15 protein-coding genes and 1 pseudogene are annotated in these 14354 nt (G+C 37.7%); 13 read left to right on the top strand and 3 right to left on the bottom strand.

Annotated features, from left to right (window positions below; all coding sequences use genetic code 11):
- From AC1M9B_RS12110 to AC1M9B_RS12135, 6 genes and pseudogenes are all read left to right on the top strand, one after another.
- A partial coding sequence (locus AC1M9B_RS12110) for a DUF2345 domain-containing protein (RefSeq protein WP_481609194.1) occupies positions 1 to 572 on the top strand: 572 nt, incomplete at its 5' end.
- A 1-nt stretch (position 573) separates the two neighbouring features.
- On the top strand, positions 574 to 1449 hold the full coding sequence (locus AC1M9B_RS12115; RefSeq protein WP_481592068.1) for a hypothetical protein: 876 nt from the start codon (positions 574 to 576) through the stop codon (positions 1447 to 1449).
- Positions 1442 to 1999: a hypothetical protein gene (locus AC1M9B_RS12120; protein WP_481592067.1), complete on the top strand. Its 558-nt coding sequence runs from the start codon at positions 1442 to 1444 to the stop codon at positions 1997 to 1999. The genes AC1M9B_RS12115 and AC1M9B_RS12120 overlap by 8 nt, the downstream gene beginning before the upstream one ends.
- 397 nt (positions 2000 to 2396) lie before the next feature.
- Positions 2397 to 3185, top strand: a complete 789-nt coding sequence (locus tag AC1M9B_RS12125; RefSeq protein WP_481592066.1) for a hypothetical protein — start codon at positions 2397 to 2399, stop codon at positions 3183 to 3185.
- Positions 3186 to 3567: 382 nt separating this feature from the next.
- A pseudogene (locus tag AC1M9B_RS12130) lies at positions 3568 to 4049 on the top strand (hypothetical protein); the annotation flags it as partial.
- Positions 4030 to 5097: a PoNe immunity protein domain-containing protein gene (locus tag AC1M9B_RS12135; protein ID WP_481592065.1), complete on the top strand. Its 1068-nt coding sequence runs from the start codon at positions 4030 to 4032 to the stop codon at positions 5095 to 5097. The pseudogene AC1M9B_RS12130 and the gene AC1M9B_RS12135, both read left to right, overlap by 20 nt.
- An 88-nt stretch (positions 5098 to 5185) precedes the next feature.
- Here AC1M9B_RS12135 and AC1M9B_RS12140 read toward each other — a convergent pair whose 3' ends face one another.
- A complete protein-coding gene (locus AC1M9B_RS12140; RefSeq protein WP_481592064.1) occupies positions 5186 to 6898 on the bottom strand; it encodes an electron transfer flavoprotein-ubiquinone oxidoreductase in 1713 nt (570 codons plus the stop codon).
- Between the two features lie 183 nt (positions 6899 to 7081).
- Between AC1M9B_RS12140 and AC1M9B_RS12145 the strand changes: the two genes are divergently transcribed.
- The 5 genes from AC1M9B_RS12145 (at position 7082) to AC1M9B_RS12165 (ending at position 11463) form a co-directional block, all read left to right on the top strand.
- Positions 7082 to 7693: a DUF1285 domain-containing protein gene (locus AC1M9B_RS12145; RefSeq protein ID WP_481609195.1), complete on the top strand. Its 612-nt coding sequence runs from the start codon at positions 7082 to 7084 to the stop codon at positions 7691 to 7693.
- A 49-nt stretch (positions 7694 to 7742) separates the two neighbouring features.
- A complete protein-coding gene (gene murI, locus AC1M9B_RS12150) occupies positions 7743 to 8627 on the top strand; it encodes a glutamate racemase (protein WP_481592062.1) in 885 nt (294 codons plus the stop codon).
- A gap of 72 nt (positions 8628 to 8699) precedes the next feature.
- Positions 8700 to 9662, top strand: coding sequence for a DUF4062 domain-containing protein (locus tag AC1M9B_RS12155; protein WP_481609196.1), 963 nt, complete (start codon positions 8700 to 8702; stop codon positions 9660 to 9662).
- Positions 9663 to 9787: 125 nt separating this feature from the next.
- A complete protein-coding gene (gene hemH / locus AC1M9B_RS12160) occupies positions 9788 to 10804 on the top strand; it encodes a ferrochelatase (RefSeq protein ID WP_481609197.1) in 1017 nt (338 codons plus the stop codon).
- A gap of 14 nt (positions 10805 to 10818) precedes the next feature.
- A complete protein-coding gene (locus AC1M9B_RS12165; protein WP_092768141.1) occupies positions 10819 to 11463 on the top strand; it encodes an MBL fold metallo-hydrolase in 645 nt (214 codons plus the stop codon).
- A 350-nt stretch (positions 11464 to 11813) separates the two neighbouring features.
- Here AC1M9B_RS12165 and AC1M9B_RS12170 read toward each other — a convergent pair whose 3' ends face one another.
- Positions 11814 to 11993 carry a DNA gyrase inhibitor YacG gene (locus tag AC1M9B_RS12170; protein ID WP_035264978.1) on the bottom strand — a complete coding sequence of 60 codons (180 nt, stop codon included), beginning with the start codon at positions 11991 to 11993 and terminating at the stop codon, positions 11814 to 11816.
- A gap of 84 nt (positions 11994 to 12077) precedes the next feature.
- Here AC1M9B_RS12170 and AC1M9B_RS12175 point away from each other — a divergent pair, with 84 nt between their 5' ends.
- A complete protein-coding gene (locus AC1M9B_RS12175; RefSeq protein WP_481609218.1) occupies positions 12078 to 12743 on the top strand; it encodes a class I SAM-dependent methyltransferase in 666 nt (221 codons plus the stop codon).
- The gene (locus tag AC1M9B_RS12180) at positions 12740 to 13966 is read left to right on the top strand and encodes a TIGR03862 family flavoprotein (RefSeq protein WP_481608149.1); all 1227 of its coding nucleotides are present in this window, start codon (positions 12740 to 12742) and stop codon (positions 13964 to 13966) included. The genes AC1M9B_RS12175 and AC1M9B_RS12180 overlap by 4 nt, the downstream gene beginning before the upstream one ends.
- Before the next feature lie 24 nt (positions 13967 to 13990).
- Here the strand turns inward: AC1M9B_RS12180 and AC1M9B_RS12185 are convergent, their stop codons facing one another.
- Positions 13991 to 14323, bottom strand: a complete 333-nt coding sequence (locus AC1M9B_RS12185) for a HopJ type III effector protein (protein WP_035264987.1) — start codon at positions 14321 to 14323, stop codon at positions 13991 to 13993.
- Between the last annotated feature and the right edge of the window lie 31 nt (positions 14324 to 14354).

Genomic DNA, 14354 nt, shown 5'->3' on the forward strand with positions numbered 1-14354 from the left:
GTGCAGATGGGCAGATCAACCAGATTGCACAAGGAAGCATTAACACCAGCACGCAAGACAGCATCATCGGACATGCCAGCAAAAAGATCAGTTTATTTGCCGCGCAAGAAGGGGCACGACTGTATGCAGGGAAAGGTAAGATCGAGATTCAAGCTCAAGGGGATGGTGCTGATCTGATTGCTAGAAAGGGTGTGCAGATTATTTCCACGGAGGCAAATGTCGACATCACGAGTGCGAAAGAAGTCGTACTGACCGCAGGCGGTTCACAGCTAAAAATAAATGCTTCAGGGGTATTTCCTACGACTGCAAGTAAGTTTGAGGTTAAGGCAGGGCAGCATCAGTTTGTGGGGGCCAGTTCTATAAGTTATGAAATTCCGTTACTACCTATTACAGATATTTATTCGCATCAATTCATTTTAAAAAACAAATTTGGGTTGGTTCTAACGAATACTAAATATGTACTAACAGGTAAAAATGGTAAATTGATCAGAGGTATTACGGACAGAGAAGGAAAAACAAAGAGAATTTATACTTCTGAAAAAGAAAATTTCAATTTGGACGTAGATATTTAAAATGAATAATAAACAATATCAAACTGATTTAGATAATCCCATATCTGAAGTAGCCTTAGATGAATATTATGTGGTTATTGGAACAGAGACTAATTTGCCAGAATTGGCTTATTTACCTAAAAGAACCTTTGCTTTGAAAAGTAAAAATCATCACGATTTGAAATCAGAGTTCCCTGAAAATAATAATAGTGGCGAATGGGGTCATGCATTTTTTTATATCACGAAAAATCAAGAGGTATTAACATTTTTTAGTTTTGGGCCTGCAGCTAATGGAAGTAATATTATAGGCAACTTATCAACCTGTGATTATCCTATAACCGAAGTTAGCTATTTATATCGTGCTAAAATAAATGAAGATAGTGCAAGAAAAATTATGTTTGATGTAAATCAGATTAGAAAAAAAAGCTTGAGTATGATTTTTGATGAGGAAAAACAAGAATACATTGAAAATAATTCCTCTGAAAAAAAGTATAGGGCTTTAACGAATTCAACTTGTGCAAAAGAAGCTGAGAAAATTCTAAAAAAAAACTTAGGTGATATAATTCCAGATGGGAAAGGTTTCGTAAAGTACGGTCCTATATCAATTCCTGCAGTCAATCCATATTCTTGGTGGGAAAAATTACAAAAGTCATCGTTAAATAAATTTAAATATCCACAATATCCCGAGCTTGGTATTGCTAAATCAATGCTTGGAAAAATAATGAAAGATAATGAACCAAACTATGTCCATAGACTTTATGGAAGAAATTTGACTCATTATTATAATTCAGAAGATATCATCTGGAGAGAAGGTGATGATGCCACAAAAGAAGAGTATTGGGTTTTGGGAGTGGGTGATGTTGATCCGTTAGTAGATTGGGGCTATATAAATGAATAAATTTCTAACATATATGTTTCTAACTCTACTTTGTTTTTACTCAAATGTTACAGCATCAAATATAATTAAAGAATCAAATCGTGAGGCTATTGTGATAGATAATCAAAATTTCTGCACTGTTTTGAATGAGATATTTAAAGTATCTGAAAGTCAGAATTTAAATAGTGCTAAAAATTTAGGACCATTTCAATTGCATGTTCTCAAAGATGGTCGTCCTTCTAATTGGGGTATGTATAGATTATCAAAGAGTATATTGGGTACTCCTGGTAAAATTGTTGTGTATCTAGATGGTGGAGTTGCAAGTGAGATGATTTTATCACCTAATGCAAGGCATCACTTCAAAAATGACTTAATTTTAAATGCAAATTGCATTAATAATCTTAATATCAGATATATCAATACAGAGCTAAAAAATAATCAAGATTACATATATGTACATGTATTTTCAATCAATCTAAATACTAAGAAAGTAGTGATGAGATTTTTCTCAAACATAGAATTCAAAGGCAATGATCTGAATTTTAACCGATTAACTTTAAAAATTGATTGATAAATTAACGAGAAAGAGCTCTTTAGCGGTTTTTTTAAAAAGACATTACATATTCGAATAGCTCACACTACCTGCACCCTCAGGTGGAACCTAAGTAATTTTTTATAACGGATCTTTAGTTAAGATTAATTTGGCTGCGGAAAAATATCACCGTTTAATGTTGGATGATAAAGGCGTGCCTTTTTACATCAGGAATTAAAAACAATAACGGGGTGAAGTCAGAGCAAAGCAAACTTTCTCTTTGCAATACATCCAAGTAGTAATGAAGGGAAAAAATAACGATTTTTTTAACAAAAGTTTCAATATGAAAAATTATCTGAGTTTAATTTTTGGATTTTCGATATGTTGCCTATTATTGGCTTGTACTCCAAATACGAAAAGTAAAGGAAATGAAATCATGCCACTACAAAGTGCTATTTTACATTTTGGACAGCAAGGATTAAAAGATTTTATTCAATATAGTAATGCGTCAATAGACCGCCAACCTGCGGGGATGAATTTTTTGTCACTAGATTGGAGACCGCCCAAACTGGGACAGGTTAAAATTGTAACTGAACAAAGTAACTTTGAAATTGATAATGTTATTAGTGTAATGGGGACGCAAATTGCACGAATGGGCAATGATGGTGTTTTGATTATGGATGTAACCGCTAGTTTACATGCTAATGAATATACGACTAGAGAAGATGCATATCAGGCTTATGTAAAACTTATGAAGCAAATGAGTGAGAAAAACTGGAAGCAGTATTTTTTACCTTATTCGGAACGTATAGATAAAAAAGATAATTTAAAATATATGAGTCAAAACATGGGAGAGGTTATTGACCCTAGCTATATTTTAAGTTTTAAAGAGTGGCAAGAAATGATGGATCTGACTAATGGCCATATGTATTTTAATTTATATAATAGTAATATTAATTTGGGGATATCTCTTTCTAAAACATATAAAGATGATAAAAAAGAACAGTATATGCTGAGATACAGTTTTGAGCATTTTAGATATACTGGTTTTAATGCTATTTCTAACTCAGATGAAATGACAGCAGAACAGTTAAAACAAGCCTTTTTAGATGAAAGGAGGGAAAATGAAAAAGATCGTAAATTTAAGGAACAAAAAATTAAACTGGAAGGCTATCATATTGATGGCAGCTATGTAGACCCTGATGTTTGGCAATATATGAGATAGGATATTTGGTCGGCTTTGTTTCACAAAGTTGTTTGTTAGGTTTAATTTAGCAATATAATTGTGAGACGAGTAAGCCCACACCTAAAATCTATTCGACATCCAACTGGCCTAATTACAATAAAAAGTTTTAATTAATCGTGGAAATATTTCGATTTGTTTCGATCTTCAGACTCAATGGTGCACAAAATTACTGCAGTAGTTCCGCTAAGAAAAAATGCAAACCTTGGAAAGATAAAACTGAGTTCCTAGAACGTAATGAGTTACTTCGAATAATTCACTGCTTAGGTTTAGGCAGAAACCTATGAAAATAATGGTTGGTTTATCATCGTCGCAGTTTGGTAGAAACCAAGATACATCGCATCAAATATAGATAAGCTGACAAAATGCACTGAGCCAGCGAACACTGATGATACCTAAAGCAGCCATGATGGTATTAAGAAAGGGTTAGATGTTTATATGGCATCAGACCAAGATGATAAGGTTAAGCGTTCTGTTGGCAATACAAAAAGTGATGGCATACAAATGTCATACCGTTGGGTTTCACAAAAAATTAGGACAGCAGGACTTATAAATTCACATAAAAATAAATTATTAGAGGATATAGAAGCTTGGAGACGAGTTGAATTTAAACCATCTACTGAAAGAGTATTTAAAAATGGTAAAGGTCAAACTGTTGCGATTCGATGTCCTTATGATCGTAGTTTAGTAACGATTACAGGTGATAAATTCGATCATCATGAAAAATGTATAGGTTTAAATAAACCTAAGTGTACACGGACAGTAACTGCACACGGTATTAAATTAGAATTTGTTTTACCAAAAGAGATGTTGGAGAGATTAAAGAATGTCAACACAAGTAGATGATCAAGAAATAGATTGGCAAAAATGGTTGAGTTTAGAAGTAAAAGATACAAGTTTATTTAGAGATAAGCTGCTTGAGCAAGAAATGTATCACAAGAGATTTGATACGTTTGTTAATGGTATATATACAGTTGTTGATGGATTTAGCGATTATAAAAATGATTCTAAATTTGGTGGATATATAGCATCTGGTCATCAAAGATTAAAAGATGCTCTGAACTTGATATCTTTACAATATTCAGCAGGCGGAGATTTAAATTCTATAAAAGAACTTTACCCGTATCTTCTTCATTGGGCAGAAGAATATGCTGAAACGAGTCATCTTTATAATTTAAGCCCTGATGCAGGTGGACGTTATGTCTGGCATATTTCCTTGGGAACTGAAGATTATTGGTATATTGCTTTACGATTGATATGCTTTGGTTTACTGACAGGGTATGCAGATCAAATGAGTCGAATTATGACGATTATCGACTACACAGAAGCAACACCTGAAGGACAAGAAAAAGATGGCTTAATCGAGCGATTGGTTGCTCCATTTGTAACAGATCGAGGCATACCACCGAATGATGCACGTCGACATTTGCCTTATCGCAAGCTCATTAAAGTTTTTGATGCTGCACCTGAAAAACGTCCAGCGATGATGTTGCAATACTTAGAAGATTGGTATGAAGCCAGTCGTCGTGAACCTTATCATGATCAACATCCACAACCTGATATTAGATCAGGTATCAGTTATTTTGGTTATTGGTCATGGGAAGCGGCAGCTGTTACATGGTTGTTAGATATTGATGATACAACTTATCGAGAGCATCAATTTTATCCGAAAGATTTAGTTGATTTTTCTAAAGCACAATCAGAAAAAGTACAAACACAAGATTCAGTAGAAAAAATTAAAATCAAAGGTGGGGATAAATGTCCACAAACAGGTTATTGGACGACTCCAGCCCAACCAAATGAGCGTCAATATTTTGATAGAGATGACATTTTACCAATGCTTTCAGAACAAGACTGGGGTGAAGTATATTGGTATTTTGATGGTGAAGAATAAAACTATATCGCTCAAGGGGAAACTTTCGTATTTATCGCAGTTTAATAAAAAACCCGCTTTCGCGGGTTTTTTTTGATCTCAAACGAGATTACATATTCGGATAGTTCGGACCACCCGCACCCTCAGGTACAACCCAAGTAATGTTTTGTGACGGATCTTTAATATCACAAGTCTTACAGTGAACACAGTTCGCAGCATTAATTTGGAAACGCTTAGAACCATCATCATTTTCCATGATTTCGTATACGCCAGCAGGGCAGTAGCGCTGAGCAGGCTCATCCCATTGAGGAAGGTTAACGTTTACTGGAATTGATGGATCAGTTAATTTTAAATGCGCTGGCTGGTTTTCTTCGTGTACTGTATTTGAAACAAACACTGAAGATAAACGGTCAAATGTAAGCTTACCATCTGGTTTTGGATAGTTTGGTTTGAAATTCACAGCATCAACAGTTTTTAAAGCACTGTAGTCAGGTGTCAAATCACGTAAAGTGAACGGAACTTTAAATACATTTTGATCGATAAAGTTGAATGCACCACCGAAGAATGTACCAAACTTATGCATTGCAGGGCCAAAGTTACGAGCATTATATAACTCTTCTTTTAACCAACTGTTGTTAAATTTCTCTGTATATGACGTTAACTCTTTAGCAAAGAAATCTTCGCCTTCTGTCACACGAGCAATTGCAAGGTCGCCGCCTTTTTCTACACCAGCTTTAATTGCTTCAAATACAGCTTCACCACATAACATGCCTGATTTCATAGCAGTGTGTGAACCTTTAATTTTTGCAAAGTTCAAGAAACCAGCATCATCACCAATTAAGCTTCCGCCTGGGAAGGTAAATTTAGGAAGAGAGTTAAAACCACCTTTAACTACTGCACGTGCACCGTAAGAAATACGTTTACCGCCTTCCAATACATCTTTAATTAATGGATGTGTTTTCCAACGTTGCATTTCCATGAATGGATACATATGAGGGTTTTGGTAAGATAAGTCGACAATCATACCCAATGATACTTGGTTATTTTCAGCGTGATATAACCACCAACCACCAGATGAACCAGTTTCAGTTAAAGGCCAACCCGCACCGTGCATGACTTTACCTGGTTTGTGCTTCGCTGGATCAATTTCCCAAAGTTCTTTAATACCGATACCGTAATGTTGAGGATCAGCATCTTTATCTAAGCCGAATTGAGCGATTAGGCGCTTACCTAAATGACCACGGCAGCCTTCAGCGAATAACGTGTATTTCGCATGGAGCTCATAGCCTGGGGTAAAGTTATGTGTTGGCTCACCATCTTTACCAATACCCATATCACCTGTTTGGATACCTTTTACAGTACCATCAGCATGATACAGAATTTCCGCTGCTGCGAAGCCCGGGAAAATGGATACTTCAAGCTCTTCAGCTTTTTGTCCTAACCAGCGTACGACGTTACCAAGAGAGATGACATAGTTACCGTCGTTGTGCATTGTTTTAGGCACAAAAGCATGAGGCATTTTTTGAGATTTTTGATCTGAAAGAAGGAAGTACGTTTCATCTTCTGTAACAGGTACGTTTAAAGGCGCACCTTCTTCTTTCCAATTTGGGAACAATTCATTAATAGCGCGTGGTTCAAGCACAGCACCAGAAAGAATATGCGCACCTACTTCAGAGCCTTTTTCAACGACACATACAGATAAATCGTTGAGGTTGTTTTCAATTGCAAGTTGACGGATTTTGATCGCAGCTGAAAGACCCGCAGGGCCCGCTCCAACGATTACAACGTCAAACTCCATCGATTCACGTTCGATGTGTTCCATAAAGGACTCCTCATAAAGTAAAGGGTGGCAACCGATAATTCCGACGGTGCTGCCATGAGTGTTCTTAGTTGCAGGTACAATTTTGCTCTCGTACCTTTTATATATTTTGCGCTAGTATAGGTTCAAACCTTGATCAAGCCAATTGGCTGAGTCGCTTTATTTTCCGTCAGCAGGGCATAAACCATGGTAAAACAAAATGATTCTATAACAGCACAGCCTGATTCACTTGTACCTGATGATAAAAACTTAATCAATATCGTACAATATCTAAAAGATGCACAGTCAAGTCACAAAAGGTCAATCCCACCTCTTGAACAATGGAACCCAAAGCATTGTGGCTCAATGGATTTGAAAGTAAAAGCGAATGGTGAATGGTGGCACGAAGGTCAATTGATTAAAAGACAAAGCCTCATTGACCTATTCTCGACAGTACTGTGGAAAGAAGACAACAAATTTTACTTAAAAACACCCGTTGAGCAAATCGAAATTGAAGTCGAAGATGAACCTTTATTGGTCAATCAGGTAGATCAAGTCGAGATTCAAGGGCTTTCTTATCTACAGCTAACAACGACCACTCAAGATCTCATTATTGTGGATCAAGATCATCCAATCTTTATGCGTGATTTTCAAGGAGAGATGCGTCCTTACGTGTATGTGCGTTTCGGCATCAACGCATTGATACAACGATCAACTTTTTTTCATTTAGTTGAAATGGGGGAGTTGAGCGAAAATGAGCAAGGTGAATCAGTTTTGAATTTAAAAAGTGGTAATCTGCTATTGCAATTAGGGACTTGAGGTTTAAGCTTAGCCCATTCATTTAAGCATTATAAAAGTAGTCGTTGAGATGTCTGCAATTTTACCCCAACCGAGCTCTAATGAGCCTATGCCTCATGCACTTGAACATGCCCCTATTGGGATTTTCGACTCGGGGATTGGTGGTTTATCAGTTGCATTGGAAATAGCAAAATATTTACCCAATGAGCATATCCTTTACTATGCAGATACAGCTCATGTCCCTTATGGTCCGCGCGAAGATCAAGATATTCGTCAGCTCACAGCACATGCAATTGAGTGGTTGTATCGTCAAGGATGTAAAGTTGCGGTTGTTGCGTGTAATACGGCATCAGCTTTTAGTCTGGATTACTTAAGGACACATTATGGTGAGCGATTTCCGATCATTGGGTTGGTTCCTGCGTTAAAACCTGCAGTGTTACAGACACAGTCTAAAGTGGTGGCTGTATTGGCGACTCCAGCGACTTTTAGAGGCCAGTTAATCAAGGATGTAATGCAGAATTTTGCAGATCCTTTAGGTGTTAAAGTTCATCAAGTCACCAGTTTGGATTTGGTTCCTTTCGTGGAAGCAGGGCAACAAAATTCGCAAGCCTGTATTGCAACATTACAACGGATACTTGATCCCGTCATGCAAGATCAAGCCGATTATTTGGTGTTGGGTTGTACGCATTATCCATTTTTAAAATCAGCAATTGAGCATCTTTATACAGAGCGACTGACTTTGGTTGATTCAGGATTTGCTGTTGCACGCCAAACAGCAAGAGTCCTTATCAAAAATAAATTCAATGCTACTCAACCATATGACAAATCAGTGCAGTTGCGTTGTGTCGTCAGTGGCGGAAATGCGCTTGAACTTCAGCCTGTACTTCAAAATATGATCGGGCATGAAATACTATGGTCAATTGAAAATTTAACTGATACATTCGAAGAAGAATGATCAATATCAAGCTATATATTTTAAGCCTTATGAGTAAGGCATTTTTACCTAGATGCAGGATTGGATTAAGGCATGCTAGATAAGCGTTACCAAGTGTTTATTACAACTTCTGGTAAAGAGATGCAGCCAGAGCGTATGGTTGTGTCTCAAACGCTGATCGGTATGGGTTTTTTTTCATGGGGTTTAGAACAAAGAACACCTGTAACAACCGCTTTTGCACGCCGTCAAATTGATGATTGTGATTATGTACTTCTGCTTTTAGGAAGCCAGTATGGTGAGCAATCTGTCTCTGGTATTAGTTACATGCACTTGGAATATATCTATGCCGTGACTAAGCAAAAGCCCATTATTGTATTTATGCATGAACAGCCAGAATCGCGTGAGGAGCATTTACGAGAGCATGAAGTGGATCTTCAACAGCGCTTTCAAAATTTCCGTCAACAGATCATTAAAGAAGTTGATCAGGTCGTATTTTTTAAAAGTGCTCGTGAATTAGAGCTAGCACTCAGGTCTCATATGCCTCAAATGCTTGAACGTTACCCTGTTTTGGGTTGGGTAAGACCACAAAGCATTCAAGCAAAACAAGATGAGATTGATCGATTAAGAGCTCAGCTGGCACAAGCAAAAATGGAACAAGCCAAATCTGAAGTCGATCCTTTTCTATCTTTGCCTAGAATAGAGTGGGATGATCAATTCAGTTTTGATTATCGTATGCATGCCTATGTTGATAGTCATTTTAAAGAAATTATTTGTATACGTTCCATGCGATGGCATGAAATTTATACTGTTCTTGAGTCTCAATTTTCCCAAGCAACACCAGAAGATTTTTATTCTAAAGTGTTGAATCAGTATTTGACTGATACGGGGCTGGTCGATGCTCAATTGCAACTTCCTAAGGCACATATGGTATCTAGAGCACAGATTAATGTACGTGCATTGCATACCATCAAGCAACAAATGCGTAATAATGAATGGATCGTTCCTGTAGGACGAGATGATCGTCAGCGGATGTTATGGAAATGCATGAATAAATAGATCAAGTTCATATGATAGTTTTTCTCTTTCATTCACATTTTAAAAAGCAATCATAAAATCACGCCGAATTTACTTAGACTCTGATAAAGTATTTCTCAATTAAACAGTGAATTGATGTGGATCAGATGTCTGAGTTAAAGCCGAAAATCACCGTAATTATTGCCAACTTGGGAACACCAGATGCCCCGACAGTGCCTGCGGTACGAACCTTTCTAAAACAGTTTTTATCTGATCAGCGTGTGATTGAGATTCCATCGTTTTTGTGGAAAATTATCTTACATTGTTTTGTTTTACCATTTCGACCAAAGCATGTTTCTGAAGCATATGCGCAGGTGTGGAATGAAGATTCACCTATGCGTGAAATTCTGTTAAAGCAAACAGATTTAATCCGTCAAAAAGTTATTCAAGATTATCCAGATTTTGATGTTCAGGTCGTTCCTGCGATGACTTATGGTCATCCTAGTATTCATGAGGTTCTAAAAAAACTTACTCAGACACCGCAAGATCACGTCATTTTATTTCCACTTTTTCCTCAATATTCAGCGACATCTACAGCACCTTTGTATGATGCATTGGCGAAATGGGTTTTAACGCAGAGAAATTTACCTGGCTTAAGTTTAATACGCGATTATTATCAACATCCAAAATTTATTCAGGCTTTGGCAAAGAGTGTTCAGGTTTTTCAGGCGCAACACGGTAAAGCGGAAAAATTATTAATGTCTTTCCATGGGATTCCTCAGCCTTATGCAGATAAAGGTGATCCATATGCCGACCGTTGTAGGGTTACAGCGAAAAAAGTCGCAGAGGCTCTGGGATTACGTGACGATGAATGGGCTATCAGCTTCCAATCACGATTCGGTAAACAAGAGTGGGTCAAGCCATATACAGATGCGTTGCTGACTGAGTGGGGACAACAAGGAGTTCAATCTGTCCATGTTCTCAGCCCTGCTTTTTCAGCAGATTGCTTAGAGACTTTAGAAGAGTTGGCTGTGGAAAATGCCGAAACCTTTAAAACAGCGGGCGGGAAAGACTATGCCTATATTCCAGCGTTAAACACTGATGCAGCACATATTGATTTGTTGGTCGATTTAGTAGAAGCTCAACTGGATGCACTCAAGATTACCCTCCAACATTCTGCGTAAATTTAAAGGTTCCTATGCTTCAAGTTAAAATTATTCCTGTGACAGCATTTCAGCAAAATTGTTCATTGGTTTGGGATCAAGAGACCAAAGAAGCTGTGTTAATTGATGCAGGTGGTGAGCCTGAAAAAATTATGCAAGTTGTGCAAGAGTTAGACTTAACAGTGAAGGAGCTATGGTTAACTCATGGTCATCTTGATCATGCTGGTGCGGTCGGAGCATTGGCGAGAGAGTGGGGTATTCCAGTAATTGGTCCTCATAAAGAAGATGCATTTTGGTTAGATATGATTCAGGAAGTTTCAGCACGATATGGGTTTCCGATACCTGAACCTGTTGTGGTTGATCAGTGGCTTGAAGGTGGTGAAACTTTAAAATTAGGGGATGAATCCTTTGAGGTTCGATTCGCTCCCGGTCATACGCCTGGCCACGTCATGTTCTATAATGCTAACTATGGCTTGTTATGGACTGGCGATGTTCTTTTCAAGGGTTCAATTGGTCGAACAGATTTTCCCAAGGGAAATCATCAACAGTTGCTAGATTCCATTGAGAGAGAATGTTTTAGTTTGCCAGATGAAACACAGTTTATTTCAGGGCATGGTCCAATCAGTACCATTGGCTATGAGAAAAAGTTTAACCCGTTTGTGGCAGGTAAAGCTGGTTAATTAAAAACGAAAAAAGTGATCTCGATTGATGTCATTCAATTCCCAAAAGAGAAGGGCAGCGGCTAACACAAATAGTGCAGAGATTAAAATCAAGACGAAATCATGTTGATAAATGCCTAGACCTGCAAAAAGGAGGCCTAGGCAAGTTAAAATTATACTGAGTGTGAATGTGAATTTATAAAGTCTCATGTATTTATGAAAGTAGAATTGTTGTTTTAATGTGATTGTTATCACAATATCACAACACAAACTTAAATAAAATCACATTTATTGAGTTTTCTTAAAAAAGCTAATTTTTTGTTTGTGTAAATATAATTGAATTATTCTTTTAATATTGAGCAAAGTTGGCATTATTCATGATATTCCCCTTGATCAGCTTGAGGAGAATCCTGTGTCGGAAGGCGATATTCATCATTTGCCCAAGCCCCTAAATCGATAAGTTTGCATCGTTCAGAACAAAATGGACGAAATTCATTGCCAGTCCATTGACTAGGCTGTCCACAGCGTGGGCACGGAAATGTTTTTGGCATAAATCAATCCTAGTAAAATAAAACAGCTAAAATAGGCAAAAGCATCTAGAGTTGCTAGACTTGTCGCGTTTTCATAAGTTTGATCTGATTATGCCGATTCGTCAATTTCAAGCACAGCGTATGCATGCGCCACGCGACTTTCTACCGATTCTAGCTGAACCACTATGTGTTGAGATTGGGGCGGGTAAAGGTAAACATGCTTTATTGTTTGCGCAACAAAATCCGCAAAGACAACTAATCGCGATTGAACGAACTAGAGAAAAATTTCTAGCGATGCAAAAACAGCATCAACTAGAGGGACAAACCAATTTGCGACCTGTACATGCAGATGCAATCCCTTGGATCGTACATGCGCTATTTCCACAGCAAGTTGAAGATTTTTTTATTTTATATCCGAATCCTGAACCTCATAATCCAGCGCAACGTTGGTTGAATATGCCTTTTTTTGAATTTTTACTGTCTCGATTGCAACCGAATGGTACGATCACTTTAGCCAGCAATATTCCTGAATATATTGACGAGGCAGAGCAACAACTGCTTAATGTTTGGAACCTTTCTTATGTTAAAGAACGAATCTCTTCAACTTCGGCAAGAACGCATTTTGAAGTAAAGTATCTAGAGCGTGGTGAATTATGCCAGCAGTTGATTATTCAAAAACCTGAAGCGTACCAAACTCGCTTCGATCACTTTATGCCTCTGCAAGGGCAAATGCCGATCTCTTCTGAAAATCAACAAACGAATAATCTATGAATTTGGAATATTCAAAGCGAATCGCAATCGTAGGCGCAGGTCCAGCAGGTTTAATGGCTGCTGAAGTTTTATCTGCTCATCCTGCATTTGAAGTTCATATTTTTGAACAAAAGCCTTCAGCTGCACGTAAATTTTTGATGGCAGGTAAAACAGGTTTAAATATTTCTCATGCCGAACCTATCGATCAATTTATTGGTCGTTATGATCATGCCGAATGGCTTGCACCTTGGGTAAAAAAATGGGATGCGCGTTGGATTCGAAATTGGATGAAAAACCTAGGGATTGAATCCTATGTTGGAAGCTCTGGTCGTATATTTCCCAATGAAATGAAAGCAGCTCCATTACTGCGTGCTTGGTTAAAAAGTTTAGTAGATACCAAGGTCAATTTTCATTATCGGCATCAAATTACCGCGCTTAATCAAAATGAACTGACAGTTTTTGATACTCAATCCAATTCAATACGAACTGAGCAATTTGATGCGATTGTATTGGCGTGTGGCGCTGTGTCATGGGCGCAGTTGGGTAGTGATGGGGCTTGGCAGTCATGGTTGGCTAAAGAAGAGTTAAAAGCGTTTTCCCCGAGTAATGCTGGTGTAGTCAGAGCTTGGTCTTCGTATATGGAACCTATATTTGGCTCGCCACTCAAACGAGTTGAAGCTTGGGTGGATCATCAGCCCAAAGCTAAGGGTGATATCGTGATCACCCATTATGGTTTGGAGAGTGGGTTGGTCTATAAGCATGGTCGGGCACTTCGAACACAATTGCAATATCAAGATTCCATGGTTTTAAATTTAGATTTACTGCCAGAATTATCTGAGCATGAAATCATCTCTAAACTTAAGAATGCTAAGAAGCAAAGTATTAATAATATTTGGCGAAAAATGGGATTAGACACTGCAAAGTCAAATTTATTACGTGAATTGACCCCAAAGCATGATTGGGCGATTGCAGAGAAAATGGCTCAGCATATTAAACATTTATCTATCAAACTAGATGGTTTTAGACCCATTGAAGAAGCCATTAGCTGCGCAGGTGGTGTACGGGAAATTGCCTTGACTAAACAGTTACAGTTGAAAAGTAATCCAATTGTTTTCTGCTGTGGAGAGATGTTGGATTGGGATGCCCCGACAGGTGGTTATTTACTTACAGCATGTTTTGCAACAGGTCGAGCAGCAGGATTAGGTGTAATTGAATACCTAAATAAAACTGTTGAAAAAGACTAGCCAAGCGCTAGTCTTTATTTATGATTATTTCGCAGTGAGTGCATTTCCTTCAAATTTAATGCCATCCCATCCATGAATCATGAATTGACGGATATTTTGATGATCTGATGCTTCAGGTGTCGCCAGAACAGAAGCGTAGTGTTCTGCAAAAAGCTGTAATGTTTGTTCTTGAGAAAGACCATTTAATTTGGCAAAGGAAAAAACTTTAGCACTCCCTTGATTTTCATTACTGGCATTATATTGTTGACCATTACTAAATGCGGTTGGCGTATGTGTATAACCTGCTTCAATAAATGAAATTACGTCGGCAAATTTTGCTTCGCCATTTTTTAATTGTTCCAATAATGCTTGAGCCATAATTGAGTCCTTACACGTTTAAATTTGCTAC

The sequence above is a fragment of the Acinetobacter sp. ANC_7513 genome (assembly GCF_056779915.1).